Source organism: Burkholderia sp. LS-044 (genome assembly GCF_004803625.1).
GTDB lineage: Bacteria > Pseudomonadota > Gammaproteobacteria > Burkholderiales > Burkholderiaceae > Burkholderia > Burkholderia cepacia.
On record NZ_SSWO01000006.1, the window covers coordinates 402482 to 418614 of the forward strand.

Genomic DNA, 16133 nt, shown 5'->3' on the forward strand with positions numbered 1-16133 from the left:
GCGACTGTGGTTTCTGTGTAAAAGATTGCAAGACCCCATCGCATAAACCGGCAAGTCTTTCTAGGATAGATACACCGCGCATGCACACGCCGGCCGGTAATTGCCGACGCGGGGGAGTCGCAGTCCGTGCAGGCCGGGCGGTGAAGTGCGGTCAAGGCCGTTGCGCGTTCGGGCAGGCACGGCCGATTGCGATTGCCCGATGCGGGTTCGTCCGTAATCACGGAGGTCAGCATGTTGAACTGGATCAGCCGTTGGGCGATGCGACACGCCCCCACGCCGGAAAAAACCGCTGCGTCGATGCTCGTGACGGCGCGCATGGAACTGTTCGCTGCCGAACAGCGCGTCATCGACGCGAAATTACAAGCGGATTACTGGCGCACACGTGTGTCATTCCTCGAGGAGGTGCAGAAGCAGGGCATCGATCCGTGGGTGACCTCGCAGGCAGCGCAACGCCCCGACCTCGATTCCACTCCCCGCAGCACGGGCCCGCGTCTCGCCGCCAGCACCTGATGCACCAGCTGCATCGCGGCGCGCGATCGCTCGCGGCACGCACCGGCGTGCCGCGTCATTCGATGCGCACCCGCGGCGCCTCATGCCGCGGGTGCGTCTGTTTTCGGTCGCGGCCGTTCCGCGTCTCGCGTGCCTGACGGCACGTCGCTCATCCACTCCTTCCCGCTATCCCGAAGAGCAAACGTTGCACTTGCGCGAGCGTGCGCCTGAAGCGCTCGCCGCGACGCACGTACGCGGTCGTGAGCGTCGCTTCTGCCGGCCGGTCGGCAACGGTGCCGAGCCAGATGCGTTCGCCGCGTGCGATGCGCAGCACGTCGCCGGGCTGCACCCAGCAATCGTCGACGCTCGGCGGGCGCGTGACCCACAGCGCCGCGCCATGCGTGCGGAGCTCCGCGTCCCGCGGCGCGCGCCAGGTCATCGTCGTGCGCGGCGCGACCGCGAAACGGATCACGACAGTCGGTAACGCGATCGTGCCGGCGTGGCGCCGATCGGGACGGTCAAACAGCGGGCTTGCCTGGTCCATCGTCTTCTCCAGTGATTGAGCCGGATGGATGACGCGCACCAGAACAAAAAGGCCTCATCCGTTTCCGGCGAGGCCTTGTGTGACATGCGGTACTGCCCGATTGCTAACGCACAAGCGCCTCCCGTGAACCATTCTTTCGAATGTTCATCGATCGATGAATCGAGGCGGAGACGAGCGTGTACGTAGGCATGCGAACGAGTTTGTCTTCGTGGAACGGCGTTGTCAACGACAATTTTCGAGATAGTGCAGGGGATGCGTCGGCGGCTGCGCGCGAGTGGCCGCGTACCCGGATCGCATGCGTCGCGACGCGTTCGTCATGAGCGACTTCGACATCGTTCGCGCAACAGGCTGCGCATTCGTACAAGCGCACGCGCGAGCCATGCACTGTGTCCCGTCGCGTACGCGGTCGTGATCGATGCCTCGGCCGGACGGGTGTCGTCGGTGCTCATCCAGATGCGATCGCCGCGCCGCACGCGCAGCACGTCGCCGGTTCGTATCCAGTAATCGTCGACGCTGCCCAGCCGCGTGACCCACAGCGTCGCGTCGTGCACGCGAATCTCGGCATCGTTTTGCGCGCGCCACGCCAGCGTCTTGCGCGGCGCGACCGTGAACTGGATCACGACCCGCGGCAACGCGATCGCATCGGTGCGGCACCGATCGGGGCAGACAACCAGCCGGCTTGCTTGGTCCATCGTCATCTCAATCCGTTGAGCCGGGCGGGATGACGCGCACCAAAACAAAAAGGCCCCATCCGTTTCCGGCGAGGCCTTGTGACATGCGCAACTGAATCTCGATGCTAACGCACAAGCGCCTCCAGTGATCGCCACGGATGGGCGTTCACTCGGTTTTCATGCGCGATGGCGGCGGGCTTGAGCATAAGCATGCGAACGAGTGTGTCGTGGCAGCGCATCAATGTCAACGGAAATTTCGAGATGCGTGACGGTTACGCGTCGCGTTGTGCGAGGCCGTTCACGAGCAGCTCGGACAGCAGGCCCGTCATCCCTTCCGGGTGCGTGGCCGCGCGCGCCTTCAGCTGTTCGACGAGTTCGGCGTTGAGCTTGCATGCGAACGGCACGAGGCCCTGTTCCTGGTCGAGCTTGCGCTGCGCGCGGCGGTCGAGCTTGACGGCTTCTTCGGCACCCTTGCCGAAACGCGCGGAGCTCGACTGCTTCATCGCGTGCGTCAGCTTGAGCGCCTTGTTCTTTTCGAGATCGGTTTTCTTCATGGCCATCGCGGCACCTCCGGGAAATTGAAGCCGCGATTGTACGCATTTCGGCGGGCGCCGCCCGTGGAGCCGGCAAGAAACCCGGTCAGGCGCCCTTCGTCGTGCCCCAGTTGCCGCCGTGCGCAGCCGCCTGTGCGGCCGGCGAACGGGCGAGGTAGGCGAGCGCCTGTTCGGTCGAGCCTTCGTGATGCGGCGTATAGCCGGGCTTGAAATAGCGCAGCGCCGCGCCGATCACCTTCCAGAACGACGGCAGGTGCCCGCGCCGCGAGCCTTGCCACCACGCGAGCACGAAACCCGGGTAGCGGCCGGCGTCCGGGTCGCGCCGGTACATGAACTTCGCGCCCGTCGTGATGTAGTAGAGCAGCAGCAGGATCACGAACGCCATGTGCACGCAGCGCTCCGGATAGGTGCCGCCCATGTGCCGGTAGATGTCGAATGCGACCGTGCGGTGCTCGACCTCTTCCGCGCCGTGCCAGCGCAGCAGGTCGACCATCGTCGGGTCGGCTTTCCCCTCGTCGAGCCCGTGCGCGTTGAGCACCCAGTTGCCGAGATAGCCGAAGAAATGCTCGAGCGACGCGATCACCGCGAGCTGCTGCCGCAGCCAGAAACGCGAGTGGCCGATCTTCAGCCCGAGCGGCTGTTCGCCGAGCACGCGCGTGAACAGCCGGTTGAGCTTTTGCGTGAACGGCTTCGTGTCGATCCCGTGCCGGTCGTAGTAGTGCTTCAGCACGCCGCCGTGCGAACGCGAATGCACGGCCTCCTGCCGCAGGAAGCCTTCGGCCTCGTCGCGCAGGCGCGCGTCGGTGATCAGCGGCAAGGCCTTGTTGTACACGCGGCAGAACCACAGCTCGCCTTCCGGGAACAGCAGGTTCAGCGTGTTGATGATGTGCGTGCTGCCCGGGTCGTTCGGCACCCAGGTGACCGGCGTGTCGCTGAAGTCGAACTTCACGTGCCGGGCCTTGATCTTGTGATAGTCGGCGGTATCGGTCATCTTTGTCTCCCTGTGCGGCGTCGTGCGCCGTCAATGCGATGCCATGCTGACGCGGGCGATCATCCGGCCGAGCCACGGCATGAAGCGGCCGACGAAACGCATGGCATGCGCCTCGCCGCCGACGGCGACGACGGGACGGTTGCGCAGCACGCCGTCGACCATCGCCTGCGCGACGGTTTCGGGTTTCAGGCCGCGCATCTGGTACAGCTTCGTCGCGCGCTTGCGCAGCCGCGCTTCGTCCTGTGCATTGGCGCCCGCGTATTGCGTCGACGCCATGATTCCGGTCTCCGCGAAGCCGGGGCACACGGCCGTCACGCCGATGCCCTTTTCCGCGAGCTCCGCGCGCATGCATTCGCTGAGCATCAGCACGGCGGCCTTCGTCGTCGCATACGCGGGCAGGTCGCGCGACGGCCCGAACGCGGCGGCCGACGCGGTGTTGACGATGTGCCCGCCGGTGCCGCGCGCGGCCATCTGCTGCGCGAACAGCCGCGAGCCGTGGATCACGCCCCACAGGTTCACGTGCAGGATGCGCTCCCAGTGCCGCGTGCTCGTGTCGAGGATGCCGCCGGCCATGCCGATGCCGGCGTTGTTGATCACCACGTCGGCGCCGCCGAGTTCGTCGCCGACCCACGTAGCCAGCGCTTCCATTTCGTCGGCGGACCCGACGTCGACGCGTTTCGCGTGGGCCTGCGCGCCGGTCAGCCCGATCAGCAGCGCGGTGCGTTCGGCGCTCGCGAGATCGATGTCGCACGCGACGATCGTCGCGCCTTCGCGCGCGAACGCGAGCGCCGCGCAGCGGCCGATGCCGCTGCCCGCGCCGGTGACCACCGCGACCTTGCCGCTGAAGCGGCCGCTCGTTGCGCGGCGGCGCGCGTTCGCGAGTGCGGGCGGCTCGTTGCCCGATTCGACCGCGTCGATCAGTTGCCCGGCCAGATCCGCGAAGCGCGCCGGATCGGCGAGCGGCAGCCAGTGGCCGGCCGCGACCTCACGGCGGTAGTACTGCGGCACCCAGCGCGACAGGTTCTCGGACAGCGCGGGGCTCACGTACTTGTCGCCGAGCGGCACGATCGTCTGCACCGGTGCATGCGCATGGCGTTCGCGCGGCGCGAACAGGCAGCGGATGAAATTCGCGCGATAGAGGCGCACGCCGCGCGCGCCGTCGTCGGCTTGCGTCGGACGCGGCGCGACGGGCGTTTTCTCGAGCCGGCGCAGCAGGCGCGGCCACGCGCGGCCAAGCCACAGCCGCCAGCCGAGCTCCGGGATGAACGGCAGGTGGAACAGGTACACGTACCACGAGCGCACGAGCTGGCCGCCGAGCTTGGCGAGCGACGCGGGCGTCGGGTGCAGCACGCGTTCGCGCAGCCAGAAGCCGACATGGTCGAGGCACGGCCCCGAGCACGACGTGTATGACGCGATGCGGCCGGAAAGGCGCGGATCGGTGACGAATTCCCAGCCCTGGATCGAGCCCCAGTCGTGCGCGACCAGATGTACGGCGCGACCGGGGCAGAGCGCGTCGATCACCGCGACGAAATCGTCGGTCAGCTTCGCGAGGTGGTAGTCGGCCGTGCGCTGCGGCACGCCGGACAGTCCCGCGCCGCGCACGTCGTATGCGATCACGTAGTGCTTGCGCGCAAGCAGCGGCGCGACGTGCTGCCAGACGCTGCTGTCGTCGGGATAACCGTGCACGAGCACGACCGGCGAGCGGGCCGGGTCGCCCCAGGTCCTGACCGCGAGCGTCAGGTCGCCGGAGGCGACCGCCGTTTCGCCATGAACCGATTCGAACAGGGCCAGCGGCGCTTCGTCGGAAAGAGGCTGCATCGTGAGTCCGTCGTTCAGGGAGTGGGGAGAAAGTCGGGTTCGCGTCAGGCGGCGGCCGGCACGGTCGCGACGGCTTGCGCACGCTCGGCCAGGCGGCGCTGCCAGCGGCGCACGTGCGGCAGGTCGTCGTCGAGCCAGTACGCGTCGTCTTCGGTGATCACGAGCAACTCTTCGAATTTCGCACCGACGCCGGCGAAGCCGAGATGCGGCTCGACGGCCCACAGGCCCGGCACGGGCGCATGCTCGGAGCGGCGGTCGATCGACCACAGCGGCGACCAGCCTTGCTGTTTCGCCGCGCGCCCCTGGTCGAGCAGCAGGTTGCGCGTCGCGTTCAGCCCGAAGCGCGCGACGAAGCGCGGCTTCGACAGCTTGTGGATCTTCGCGACGCGATGCGCGAGCACCTTGAACGGATAGGCCTTGTGGCGCGGCTCGACGCCCTGGCGGCGGCACAGCGCGTCGACTTCCTGCGCGACCTCGGCCATCGGCCGGCGCGCCTTCACGAGCCGCACGATCAGGTCGCGATGGTCCATCAGGTCGTCCTGCAGCTGCTCGAGGATCGGGTTCTGGCCGAGGCAATGCGCGTAGCCGACGTCGGCCACGATGCCGTCGAGCACCGGCGCGACGTCGAGGATCACCGGCATGTCGGTTTCGAGCTGCCGGTTGCTCGGGAAGAACGCGAGATTGAAGCCGCCCATGTGCTTGAGGCCCGAGAAGCCCTGAAAGGCGGTGCGGTCGCCGAACCACGCGAACGGCTTGTGCAGCCAGTCCTGCACGCCGTTGTCCTGCAGCCATTCGGTCAGGAGGCGCGCGGCTTCCTTTTCGGTGATGCCGGGGTAGAGCATCGCGCCGACGGTCTCGACACAGCGGTAGGCAAGCTGCTGGACCGCGCGGAATTGCGGCAGCTCGTCGAGGTGGACTTCCGGCAGCGAGTGGTCGGCCATGATGCGTCTCCAAGGGGGCGCTGATCCGGAATCCGTCCGCCGGCGTCGCCGTCACGGGTTATTCAGTCAGCATTTAATGTGTCATTGTGCAATGTAACGATCATAGACGGTTCCGCGTGCCGGGACGTGAGGATTTGTCCTAATGGCAGGGGGAAATGGAGGGGAGCCTCTAGGTTTCCGGACGATGTCGCGAGCGGGTTCGTCGCTGGCCCGAACGGCCGTGTTCGATCGTTTCGTGATGCCCGGCATGTCGCGCCGGATCAACTCGCCGTCGTGTCGCGGCGTGACGCTGTCAAATTGCCGAAATAATTTCGACACATCATTCGCCCCCGATTCGAAGCCGTCCCGGCTTCGCGGTGGCGATGACCCGCCAGTGCGCCGCACGGGGCAGTGAACGGAACCGATTCGACATTTCCACGGAGAGACCATGCAACGCCGCCAGTTCATGAACACCCTTGCCGCGGCGACCGCTGCGACGTCGCTGATGCTCAAGGCCGGCACCGCCGACGCAAAGAGCGCCACCGCGCCGGACGCGCTGGACCCGGGCCGCTGGTCGCCGTTCAACGCCGCGCGCCTGCAGGCGGTGCTCGACCAGCATGGCGTCGCGAGCGCGCGCTACGACGAAAAGCGCCGCCCGTACGCGGTGTTCGACTGGGACAACACGTGCATCATGAACGACTGCGAAGAGGCGTTGCTGATGTACCAGATCAACCATCTGCAATACAAGCTGACACCGGACGAATTCGTCGGCGTGATGTGGAAGGACGTGCCGAAGGGCGCGTTCATGAAGGACTACACGACCGTCGACGGCAAGCCGGTGACGATGGAGGATCTCGCCGCCGACGTCGAATCCGACTACCGCTGGCTCTACGCGAACTACAAGGGTTTCGGCGGCAGCAAGAGCCTCGACGAGATTCACGAGACCGACCAGTTCAAGGATTTCCGCGCGAAGCTGTACTTCATGTACGACGCGATCTGCGACACGCACCCGCTCGAAGTCGGCTACAAGTGGATCATCTATTTCTACAAGAACATGACGACCGCCGAGCTGCAGGCGATGGCGGAAGCGTCGGACAACTACGGGATCGGCGACGCGCTGCGCAAGGTTCGCTACGAAAGCCCGAAGACGCTGCCGGGCAAGGCCGGCGTCGTGGCCGATACGCATTTTCACGGCATTCGCATCCATGAGGAAATCCGCGCGGTGATGCACACGCTGCGCGCGAACGGCATCGACGTGTACGTGAGCACCGCGTCGCTCGACGATGTGGTGCGCGTGTTCGCCGGCAATCCGAACTACGGCTACGGCGTGCCGCCGGAGAACGTGATCGGCCTGCGCCTCGACATGCAGGACGGCAAGTACACGAGCACCTATCCGGCCGGCTGGCATTTCAACTGGGGGCCCGGCAAGACGGTGGGCATCCGCAACGTGCTCGTATCGAAGAAGGGCTACGGCCCGCTGCTGGTGTTCGGCGACAGCGACGGCGACGCGTGGATGCTGCGCGACTTCAAGGACACCGCGGCCGGCGTGATCGTCAACCGGATGAAGAAGGGCGAGATCGGCGCGGACAGCAAGCTCGCGGCCGGGCAGATCGGCCAGCCGGATGCGCGCTTCCTGCTGCAGGGCCGCGACGAGCACACGGGCCTGATGATTCCCGACGAGAAGTCGATCAAGTACGGCAAGAGCGAGCGCAAGCTGCTCGCCTGACGGGTGCCTGCTGCCGGGTGCCGGGCCGTGGCGGCCCGGTGTCCGGCGGGATCGACGGCGGCGCGTCGCGCGGGCCGGAACTCGCGCGTCTCAGCGCTCGCGCGGCGTACCCAGCCGATCCAGCAACGCCCCCAGCAGATCGATCGGCAGCGGAAATACGATCGTCGAATTCTTGTCCGCTGCGATCGTCGTCAGCGTCTGCAGGTAGCGCAACTGCATCGCCTGCGGCTGCAGTGCGAGCCGCTGCGCGGCCTGCAGCAGCTTCTCCGATGCCTGCAGTTCGCCTTCCGCATGAATCACCTTCGCGCGCCGTTCGCGCTCGGCCTCGGCTTGCCGGGCGATCGCGCGGATCATCGTCTCGTTCAGGTCGACGTGCTTGATCTCGACGGTCGATACCTTGATCCCCCATGCATCGGTCTGCGCATCGAGCGTCTTCTGGATGTCGGCGTTCAGCTGTTCGCGCTCGGCCAGCAGCGCATCGAGCTCGTGCTTGCCGAGCACCGAACGCAGCGTCGTCTGCGAGAGCTGGCTCGTCGCGTCGAAGAAGCGCGCGACCTGGATCACGGCCTTCTCCGGATCGACGACGCGGAAATACACGACCGCATTCACCTTCACCGACACGTTGTCGCGCGTGATCACGTCCTGCGGCGGCACGTCGAACACGACGGTGCGCAGGTCGATCCGCACGACTTGCTGAACGATCGGGATGATCAGCACGAGCCCCGGCCCCTTCACTTTCCAGAACCGGCCGAGCATGAACACGACGCCGCGCTCGTACTCGCGGAAGATGCGGATCGACGACGCAACGAGCACCACGGCGAAGACGATCAGGACGCTGCTGAAGCCGAATGTGTAGCCGATCATGTTGGTTCACCTTGATGTTGTTGTTCCTGCGCCGGCACGTCGTACAGCGGCGCGACGGTGAGCATCAGCCCCTGGCGGCCGGTGACGCGTACGCGGCAGCCGGCTGCGAGCGGCACGCTGCTCGCGACGCGCCAGCGCTCGCCATGCACGCGCGCCCAGCCCGCGGCCGATGGAGCGGTGCCGGCCGCGCCGTGCGGCTGGTCGGCGCGCAGGCCGTCGTCGAGCACCTCGCCGATGCTGCCGACCATCGCCTCGGCACCCGTCACGACCGGGCGCCGCCGCGCGCGCAGCGCGACGCTCGACACGCCCGCGACGAGCAGCCCGCCGCCGAGCGCCAGGCTCGCGATCACGGGCCACGGAATCCCGTAGCCGGGCACGTCGGTGTCGATCAGCATCAGCGCGCCGATCGTGAACGACACGATCCCGCCGAAACCGAGCACGCCGAAGGTCGGCAGGAACGCCTCGGCGACCAGGCAGCCGAGGCCGAGCAGCACGAGGCCGAGGCCCGCATAGCTGATCGGCAGCAGCTGCATCGCGAACAGCCCGACCAGCAGGCAGATCGTGCCGGCGACGCCCGGCAGCACGAAGCCGGGGTTCGCGAACTCGAAGAAGAGGCCGTAGATGCCGATCGTCAGCAGGATCAGCGCGACGTTCGGATCGGCGATGATCGCGAGGAAGCGGCTGCGCCAGTCGGGTTCGACGATGACGAGCGGCGCGTGCGTGGTCGCGAGCTTCACCGTGCCGGCGGTAGTCGTTGCGGTATGGCCGTCGAGCTGGCGCGCGAGGTCGGCCGGATCTTGCGCGATCAGGTCGACGACGTGCTGCGCGCGCGCCTCGCTGGCCGACAGGCTGACGGCTTCGCGCACCGCGCGCTCGCCCCATTCGGCATTGCGCCCGCGCAGCTGCGCGAGGCCGCGGATGTAGGCGGACGCGTCCTGCATCGCCTTGCGGATCTCGGTCGATTGCGTGTCGGTCGGCAATGCGGCCTGCGTGGCGGCCTCGGACGCACCGGATGCCCCTGACGCGCCCGGGGTTCCGGCCGGCGGGCGCGGTGCAGCGGGGTTCGCACCCGGCGGCGCGGCGCCGCCGATGCCGAACTGCACCGGCGACGCCGCGCCGAGATTGGTGCCGGGCGCCATCGCCGCGAAGTGGCTGGCATAGACGATGTAGGTGCCCGCGCTGGCGGCCCGCGCGCCGCCCGGCGCGACGAACGCGGCGACCGGCACGGGCGAGCCGAGGATGGCCTTGATGATCTGCCGCATCGACGTGTCGAGGCCGCCTGGCGTGTCGAGCTGCAGGATCGCGAGCGGCGCGTGCTGGCGTGCCGCACGGTCGAGCGAGCGCACGATGAAATCGGCGCTGGCGGGCCCGATCGCGCCGTTGATCGGGATCACGATGACCGGGCGGGCGGCGGCGGGTGCGGCGGGTGTGTCGGCGGACGGCGGCGCGGCGACCGCGGCACACACGACGAGCAGCGCCGCGAACAGCGCGGCGCGCGCGACCCGCGCGGACAGCGGGTGACGAGGGTGGCCGCCGGGCGTGACAGGCACCGGCGACGGCCCGTGACGGTGAACGTGCATCGGGGCGTCCGGGCGGCGCGTGGCCGTGCGCCATCCGGCTTGCGGAAAGGGCGTGGGCCCGATGCTTAAAGATTAGGCGGTTTCGGCGGAAAGCGCGAAGCGAGCGCCGTGCCGGCCGGCCTCAGCTCGCGCCGCCGCCGCGCGCGAGCACTTCGTCGCGATAGTCGGCCGGGCTGCGTCCGCTCCATTTGCGGAATGCGCGGTAGAACGCGCTCGGTTCCGCGAAACCGGTTGCAGCCGCGACGTCGGCGATCGTGCGCGCGGGGTCGGCCAGCGCCTCGAACGCGAGGTCGCGCCGCAGCGTGTCCTTGATCGACTGGTACGCGTGGCCTTCCTGGTGCAGCTTGCGGCGCAGCGTGGCCTCGGCCACGTGCAGCCGCGCGGCCATCCCGCCCGCGCCCGGCCACGCGGCGGGCGGCATCCCGCGCAGCACCGCGCGCACGCGCTGCGCGAGCGCGTTCGGGTTGCGGTACTTGACGATGAAGCTCGCCGGCGCGTTGCGCAGGAACGTCTTCAGCGACTTCGCGTTCTGCACGACCGGCAGCGTCGCGAATTCGGGATCGAAATCGACATACGAATCGGGTTCGTTGAAACGCATGTCGTCGCAGAACATCGACGGATATTCATGGTCGGCGGGCGGCGTGTCGCAGCGGAAGCTCGCATGCAGCAGCGGGATGCGCCGCCCGATCAGCCAGCAGGTCAGCCCGTAGACGATGATGAAATAGGTCGCGTACGTGAACATCGCCGGCGTCGCACCGTTGTTGCGGTGCACGAAGCGCAGCCGCACGCGCTGCGGGTTCGCGTCGAGTTCGGCGTGCAGGTCGTCGAGCACGCAGTGCATGAAATTCACCGCGCGCGCCATCGCGTGCAGGCCGTCGCGCGCGGTCAGCGCCGCCTGGCTCATCGCGATGAAACTGCCGCTGCGCATCGGGTGGCGGTCCTGCCCGAAAAACTCGTCGTCGAGCGTGCGCGCGATCGCGTTCCACAGTGCGCCATATTGTTGCGCGGACACGCGTGCGCGCGGCTGCCCGAGCAGCGCCGGGGCGATGCCGGCCTGCGCGAGCAGCGGTTCGGCCGCGACGCCGCGCCGGGTCGCGAGCGCGACGCTGTAAGCGACGAGGCTGATCGCGACGGTTCCCTTGTCTTCCTGCTTCATCCGTGCCGCCGGTGTGGCAAAAACGCTCAGTGTAAATGAGCGGCGCGAGCATCGAACAGTCGCGCGTGCTTGCCTACACTTGTTGCATCGAAACGCAAGGACGGTCGCGCCCGGCGGCCGCGGGAGACAGCAGCACCATGGACGAGCTTTACACCGAAGACCAGCGGATGATCCGCGACGCCGCACGCGCCTTTGCCACCGAGATGCTGGCGCCGAACGCGGCGCAGTGGGACCACGATGCGCACCTGCCCGACGCCATCGTCGCGCAGCTCGGCGAACTCGGCCTGCTCGGGATGATCGTGCCGCAGGAGCTGGGCGGCTCGTATACGGACTACGTGGCCTACGCGCTGGCGATGGAGGAAGTCGCCGCCGGCGACGCCGCGTGCGCGACGATGATGAGCGTGCACAACTCGGTCGGCTGCGGGCCGATCCTCGGTTTCGGCACGCCCGCGCAGAAGGATCGCTGGCTGGCCGACATGGCGGCGGGCCGCGTGATCGGCGCATTCTGCCTGACCGAGCCGCAGGCCGGCTCCGAGGCGAACAACCTGCGCACGCGTGCGGAACTGCGCGACGGCAAATGGGTGCTGAACGGCGCGAAGCAGTTCGTGACCAACGGCCAGCGCGCCGGGGTGGCGATCGTTTTTGCCATGACGGACCCGGAAGCCGGCAAGCGCGGCATTTCCGCGTTCCTGGTGCCGACCGACACGCCGGGCTTCATCGTCGGCAAGCCCGAGAAGAAAATGGGCATCCGTGCATCGGATACGTGCCCGATCACGTTCGAGAACTGCGCGATTCCGGAAGAAAACCTGCTCGGCAATCGCGGCGAAGGGTTGAAGATCGCTTTGTCGAATCTCGAGGGCGGCCGCATCGGCATCGCCGCGCAGGCACTCGGCATCGCGCGTGCCGCGTTCGACAAGGCGCGTCGTTATGCGGGCGAGCGCGTGCAGTTCGGCAAGCCGATCGCCGAGCATCAGGCGATCCAGCAGAAGCTCGCCGACATGGCCGTGCAGATCAACGCCGCGCGCCTGCTCGTGCATCACGCGGCGAAGCTGCGCACGGCCGGCTTGCCGTGCCTGTCGGAAGCGTCGCAGGCGAAGCTGTTCGCGTCGGAGATGGCCGAGCGCGTGTGTTCGGACGCGATCCAGATCCACGGCGGCTACGGCTACCTGGTCGATTACGAAGTCGAGCGCCACTATCGTGACGCGCGCATCACGCAGATTTACGAAGGCACCAGCGAAGTGCAGCGGATGGTGATCGCGCGGCAGCTTTGAGCCGCGAAATCCGGGTCGAAAGGAAGCATCGCGCAGGGCACGAGGGCAGTGCGGTGAACGCGGCACGCAACGACGTGACCGTGCACCGCGACAGAGGAGACCGGGCATGCGCTGCAGTCATGTTGCCGGTTTACCGCGAGGCATGGGACGAGAGTAAGCGCTAAAGCGCTAACTCTCGTCGACAGGAGACAAAACGATGACGGTACAGGCATTCCTGAACGCACGCGACTTTCTGCTGCGCCATCGCACCGACTACGAAACCGCGTACCGCGATTTCGAATGGCCGGTGCTCGACGCGTTCAACTGGGCGCTCGACTACTTCGACCCGATGGCGCGCGGCAACGACCAGCCCGCGCTGTGGATCGTCGACGCGGCCACCGGCACGGGCGATCCGTATTCGTTCGCGCAGATGTCCGAGCGTTCGTCGCGGATCGCGAACTGGCTGCGCTCGATCGGCGTCGTGCGCGGCGATCGCATCCTGCTGATGCTGCCGAACCGTGTCGAGCTGTGGGACGCGATGCTCGCCGCGATGAAGCTGGGCGCGATCGTCCTGCCTGCTACCACGCAACTGTCGCCCGACGACGTGCGCGACCGCGTGCAGATCGGCGGCGCGAAATACGCGATCGTCGACGAGAACGAAACCGCGAAATTCGACCAGCCCGATCTCGGCCTCGCGCAGAAGATCGTCGCCGGCGCACCGCGCGCGGGCTGGCTCGCGATGAACGACGGCTACGCGGCGAGCGCTGAATTCGAGCCGGACGCCGTCACGCACGCGAACGATCCGATGCTGCTCTACTTCACGTCGGGCACGACGTCGAAGCCGAAACTCGTCGAGCATACGCACCGCACCTATCCGGTCGGGCACCTGTCGACGATGTACTGGGTCGGCCTGCAACCGGGCGACATCCACTGGAACATCAGCTCGCCGGGCTGGGCGAAGCACGCGTGGAGCTGCTTCTTCGCGCCGTGGAACGCGCAGGCCTGCGTGTTCGCATTCAACTACGCGCGCTTCGAGCCGAAGGTGGTGCTCGATGCGCTCGTCAAATACCAGGTGACGACGCTGTGCGCGCCGCCGACCGTGTGGCGCATGCTCGTGCAGCAGCCGCTCGCGTCGTTCGACGTGAAGCTGCGCGAGATCGTCGGCGCGGGCGAGCCACTGAATCCCGAGATCATCGAGCGCGTGAAGAAGGCGTGGGGCATCGCGATTCGCGACGGCTACGGCCAGACCGAGACGACCTGCCTGATCGGCAACTCGCCGGGCCAGCCGGTGGTCGCGGGCTCGATGGGCCGGCCGCTGCCCGGCTACCGCATTACGCTGCTCGACCCGGACGGCGCGCCCGTGACCGAAGGCGAGGTCGCGCTGCCGATCGGCGCCGACGTCGCGCGCCCGGTGGGCCTGATGAAAGGCTATGCGAACAACCCCGATGCAACCGCCTACGCGATGCGCGACGGCCACTACCGCACGTCGGACATCGCGATGCGCGGCGACGACGGTTATTACGTCTACATCGGCCGCGCGGACGACGTGTTCAAGTCGTCCGACTACCGGCTGAGCCCGTTCGAGCTGGAAAGCGTGCTGATCGAGCATCCGGCGATCGCCGAGGCGGCCGTCGTGCCGAGCCCCGACCCCGTGCGGCTGTCGGTGCCGAAGACCTTCATCACGCTGCGGCAGGGCTACGAGGAAAGCCCCGCGCTCGCGCTGGAGATCTTCCGTTTCTCGCGCGAGAAGCTCGCGCCGTACAAGCGCATCCGCCGCCTGCAGTTCGCCGATCTGCCGAAGACGATCTCGGGGAAGATCCGCCGCGTCGAGCTGCGCCGCCGCGAGATCGAGCGCGGCGACGACGCGAGCGCGCGCATGCCCGGCGAATACTGGGAAGAAGATTTTGCTGCCGAACTGAAATGACGTGACCGCGGGCCGCGCGCCGCCTGTCGCGGCCGCCGCCCGCAGCCGAATTGAACCGGCCGCGCGGCGATATCGCGCTTCGCGGCCCTCTGCAAGGAGAAGGGATCGATGAACGCGAATCCGACGCCCCGGACGGGGCAAGACGTGCCGACGGTCAAGCTGCTGATCGACGGCGCTTTCGTCGAGTCCGCCACGAAAGAGTGGCGCGACATCGTCAACCCGGCAACGCAGCAGGTGCTCGCGCGCGTGCCGTTCGCGACCGTCGCGGAAGTCGACGCGGCCGTGCAGGCCGCGCACGCCGCGTATGCGACGTGGAAGAACACGCCGATCGCCGCGCGCATGCGCATCATGCTGAAGTTCCAGGATCTGGTGCGCACGAACCAGCAGCGCATCGCGAAGACGCTGACGGCCGAGCAGGGCAAGACGATTCCCGATGCCGAAGGCGACATCTTCCGCGGCCTCGAAGTGGTCGAGCACGCGTGCTCGATCGGTTCGCTGCAGCTCGGCGAATTCGCGGAGAACGTCGCGGGCGGCGTCGATACCTATACGCTGCGCCAGCCGCTCGGCGTGTGCGCGGGCATCACGCCGTTCAACTTCCCCGCGATGATTCCGCTGTGGATGTTCCCGATGGCGATCGTCTGCGGCAACACGTTCGTGCTCAAGCCGTCCGAGCAGGACCCGATGTCGACGATGGAGCTCGTCGAGCTCGCCATCGAGGCCGGCGTACCGAAAGGGGTACTGAACGTCGTGCACGGCGGCAAGGAAGTCGTCGACGCGATCTGCACGCATCCGCTCGTGAAGGCGATCTCGTTCGTCGGCTCGACGACCGTCGGCACGCACGTGTACAACCTCGGCAGCGCGCACGGCAAGCGCGTTCAGTCGATGATGGGCGCGAAGAACCATGCGGTCGTGCTGCCCGATGCGAACCGCGAGCAGACGATCAATGCGCTCGTCGGCGCCGGCTTCGGCGCGGCGGGGCAGCGCTGCATGGCGACGTCGGTCGCGGTGCTGGTTGGCGAAGCGCGCGACTGGCTGCCCGATCTCGTCGCGAAGGCGAAGCTGTTGAAGGTGAATGCGGGCGCGGAAGCCGGCACCGACGTCGGCCCGGTCGTGTCGAAGGCCGCGAAGGCGCGCATCCTGTCGCTGATCGAAGCGGGCGTGAGCGAAGGCGCGAAGCTCGAACTCGACGGTCGCGACGTGAAGGTGGCCGGCTACGAAAGCGGCAACTTCATCGGCCCGACGATCTTCTCGGGCGTGAAGACCGACATGTCGATCTACACGCACGAAATCTTCGGCCCGGTGCTCGTCGTGCTCGAAGCCGACTCGCTCGACGACGCGATCGCGCTCGTCAACGCGAACCCGTTCGGCAACGGCGTGGGCCTGTTCACGCAAAGCGGCGCGGCCGCGCGCAAGTTCCAGAGCGAGATCGACATCGGCCAGGTCGGCATCAACATCCCGATCCCGGTGCCTGTGCCGTTCTTCAGCTTCACCGGTTCACGCGGCTCGAAGCTCGGCGATCTCGGCCCGTACGGCAAGCAGGTCGTGCAGTTCTACACGCAGACCAAGACGGTCACCGCGCGCTGGTTCGACGACGACACGACGGCCGGCCCGGTGAATACGACGATCCGGCTGCACTGAGCCGTGGA

General features: G+C 67.6%; 14 protein-coding genes. 5 read left to right on the forward strand and 9 right to left on the reverse strand.

Annotated features, from left to right (window positions below; genetic code table 11):
• Nucleotides 1-231: 231 nt before the first annotated feature.
• Nucleotides 232-510: a hypothetical protein gene (locus E9536_RS18730; protein ID WP_006480752.1), complete on the forward strand. Its 279-nt coding sequence runs from the start codon at nt 232-234 to the stop codon at nt 508-510.
• A 148-nt stretch (nt 511-658) separates the two neighbouring features.
• On the opposite strand, the gene E9536_RS18735 is transcribed toward E9536_RS18730, so the two are convergent.
• The 6 genes from E9536_RS18735 to E9536_RS18760 form a co-directional block, all read right to left on the reverse strand.
• Nucleotides 659-1033: a DUF2917 domain-containing protein gene (locus E9536_RS18735; RefSeq protein ID WP_027789627.1), complete on the reverse strand. Its 375-nt coding sequence runs from the start codon at nt 1031-1033 to the stop codon at nt 659-661.
• Nucleotides 1034-1347: 314 nt separating this feature from the next.
• Complete coding sequence (locus E9536_RS18740) at nt 1348-1725, reverse strand: DUF2917 domain-containing protein (RefSeq protein WP_059698527.1); 378 nt, start codon at nt 1723-1725, stop codon at nt 1348-1350.
• 251 nt (nt 1726-1976) lie between these two features.
• Nucleotides 1977-2264, reverse strand: a complete 288-nt coding sequence (locus tag E9536_RS18745; protein ID WP_027789625.1) for a hypothetical protein — start codon at nt 2262-2264, stop codon at nt 1977-1979.
• A 79-nt stretch (nt 2265-2343) separates the two neighbouring features.
• Nucleotides 2344-3249, reverse strand: coding sequence for a metal-dependent hydrolase (locus E9536_RS18750; RefSeq protein WP_136470377.1), 906 nt, complete (start codon nt 3247-3249; stop codon nt 2344-2346).
• A gap of 30 nt (nt 3250-3279) precedes the next feature.
• Nucleotides 3280-5067: an SDR family oxidoreductase gene (locus tag E9536_RS18755; RefSeq protein ID WP_060357672.1), complete on the reverse strand. Its 1788-nt coding sequence runs from the start codon at nt 5065-5067 to the stop codon at nt 3280-3282.
• Nucleotides 5068-5111: 44 nt separating this feature from the next.
• The gene (locus E9536_RS18760) at nt 5112-6008 is read right to left on the reverse strand and encodes a M24 family metallopeptidase (RefSeq protein ID WP_060286005.1); all 897 of its coding nucleotides are present in this window, start codon (nt 6006-6008) and stop codon (nt 5112-5114) included.
• A gap of 427 nt (nt 6009-6435) precedes the next feature.
• Between E9536_RS18760 and E9536_RS18765 the strand changes: the two genes are divergently transcribed.
• The gene (locus E9536_RS18765; RefSeq protein WP_059698299.1) at nt 6436-7713 is read left to right on the forward strand and encodes an HAD family hydrolase; all 1278 of its coding nucleotides are present in this window, start codon (nt 6436-6438) and stop codon (nt 7711-7713) included.
• Between the two features lie 90 nt (nt 7714-7803).
• On the opposite strand, the gene E9536_RS18770 is transcribed toward E9536_RS18765, so the two are convergent.
• From E9536_RS18770 to E9536_RS18780, 3 genes are all read right to left on the reverse strand, one after another.
• Nucleotides 7804-8577: a slipin family protein gene (locus tag E9536_RS18770; protein ID WP_060173642.1), complete on the reverse strand. Its 774-nt coding sequence runs from the start codon at nt 8575-8577 to the stop codon at nt 7804-7806.
• Nucleotides 8574-10157, reverse strand: coding sequence for a nodulation protein NfeD (locus tag E9536_RS18775; protein WP_060286004.1), 1584 nt, complete (start codon nt 10155-10157; stop codon nt 8574-8576). The genes E9536_RS18770 and E9536_RS18775 overlap by 4 nt, the downstream gene beginning before the upstream one ends.
• A 121-nt stretch (nt 10158-10278) precedes the next feature.
• Nucleotides 10279-11313 (reverse strand): AraC family transcriptional regulator, encoded by a 1035-nt coding sequence (locus tag E9536_RS18780; RefSeq protein WP_059525454.1) that lies wholly within the window; start codon nt 11311-11313, stop codon nt 10279-10281.
• Between the two features lie 137 nt (nt 11314-11450).
• On the opposite strand from E9536_RS18780, the gene E9536_RS18785 reads away from it, so the two are divergent.
• The 3 genes from E9536_RS18785 to E9536_RS18795 all read left to right on the forward strand — a co-directional run bounded on the left by E9536_RS18785 (nt 11451) and on the right by E9536_RS18795 (nt 16125).
• Nucleotides 11451-12584, forward strand: coding sequence for an acyl-CoA dehydrogenase family protein (locus E9536_RS18785; protein ID WP_027789617.1), 1134 nt, complete (start codon nt 11451-11453; stop codon nt 12582-12584).
• A gap of 196 nt (nt 12585-12780) precedes the next feature.
• Entirely contained in the window at nt 12781-14487 is a 1707-nt protein-coding gene (locus E9536_RS18790) for an AMP-binding protein (RefSeq protein WP_060312673.1), read from the forward strand.
• A gap of 108 nt (nt 14488-14595) precedes the next feature.
• Nucleotides 14596-16125 (forward strand): CoA-acylating methylmalonate-semialdehyde dehydrogenase, encoded by a 1530-nt coding sequence (locus E9536_RS18795; RefSeq protein ID WP_060198036.1) that lies wholly within the window; start codon nt 14596-14598, stop codon nt 16123-16125.
• The last annotated feature ends 8 nt before the right edge of the window (nt 16126-16133 follow it).

Excerpts from the sequence above, each read along its gene's own strand:
- E9536_RS18735 (WP_027789627.1), bottom strand. The coding sequence starts at position 1,033 with ATGGACCAGGCAAGCCCGCTGTTTGACCGTCCCGATCGGCGCCACGCC.
- E9536_RS18760 (WP_060286005.1), bottom strand. The coding sequence starts at position 6,008 with ATGGCCGACCACTCGCTGCCGGAAGTCCACCTCGACGAGCTGCCGCAA.
- E9536_RS18750 (WP_136470377.1), bottom strand. The coding sequence starts at position 3,249 with ATGACCGATACCGCCGACTATCACAAGATCAAGGCCCGGCACGTGAAG.
- E9536_RS18730 (WP_006480752.1), top strand. The coding sequence starts at position 232 with ATGTTGAACTGGATCAGCCGTTGGGCGATGCGACACGCCCCCACGCCG.
- E9536_RS18755 (WP_060357672.1), bottom strand. The coding sequence starts at position 5,067 with ATGCAGCCTCTTTCCGACGAAGCGCCGCTGGCCCTGTTCGAATCGGTT.
- E9536_RS18745 (WP_027789625.1), bottom strand. The coding sequence starts at position 2,264 with ATGGCCATGAAGAAAACCGATCTCGAAAAGAACAAGGCGCTCAAGCTG.
- E9536_RS18790 (WP_060312673.1), top strand. The coding sequence starts at position 12,781 with ATGACGGTACAGGCATTCCTGAACGCACGCGACTTTCTGCTGCGCCAT.
- E9536_RS18740 (WP_059698527.1), bottom strand. The coding sequence starts at position 1,725 with ATGGACCAAGCAAGCCGGCTGGTTGTCTGCCCCGATCGGTGCCGCACC.
- E9536_RS18770 (WP_060173642.1), bottom strand. The coding sequence starts at position 8,577 with ATGATCGGCTACACATTCGGCTTCAGCAGCGTCCTGATCGTCTTCGCC.
- E9536_RS18780 (WP_059525454.1), bottom strand. The coding sequence starts at position 11,313 with ATGAAGCAGGAAGACAAGGGAACCGTCGCGATCAGCCTCGTCGCTTAC.
- E9536_RS18785 (WP_027789617.1), top strand. The coding sequence starts at position 11,451 with ATGGACGAGCTTTACACCGAAGACCAGCGGATGATCCGCGACGCCGCA.
- E9536_RS18795 (WP_060198036.1), top strand. The coding sequence starts at position 14,596 with ATGAACGCGAATCCGACGCCCCGGACGGGGCAAGACGTGCCGACGGTC.
- E9536_RS18775 (WP_060286004.1), bottom strand. The coding sequence starts at position 10,157 with ATGCACGTTCACCGTCACGGGCCGTCGCCGGTGCCTGTCACGCCCGGC.
- E9536_RS18765 (WP_059698299.1), top strand. The coding sequence starts at position 6,436 with ATGCAACGCCGCCAGTTCATGAACACCCTTGCCGCGGCGACCGCTGCG.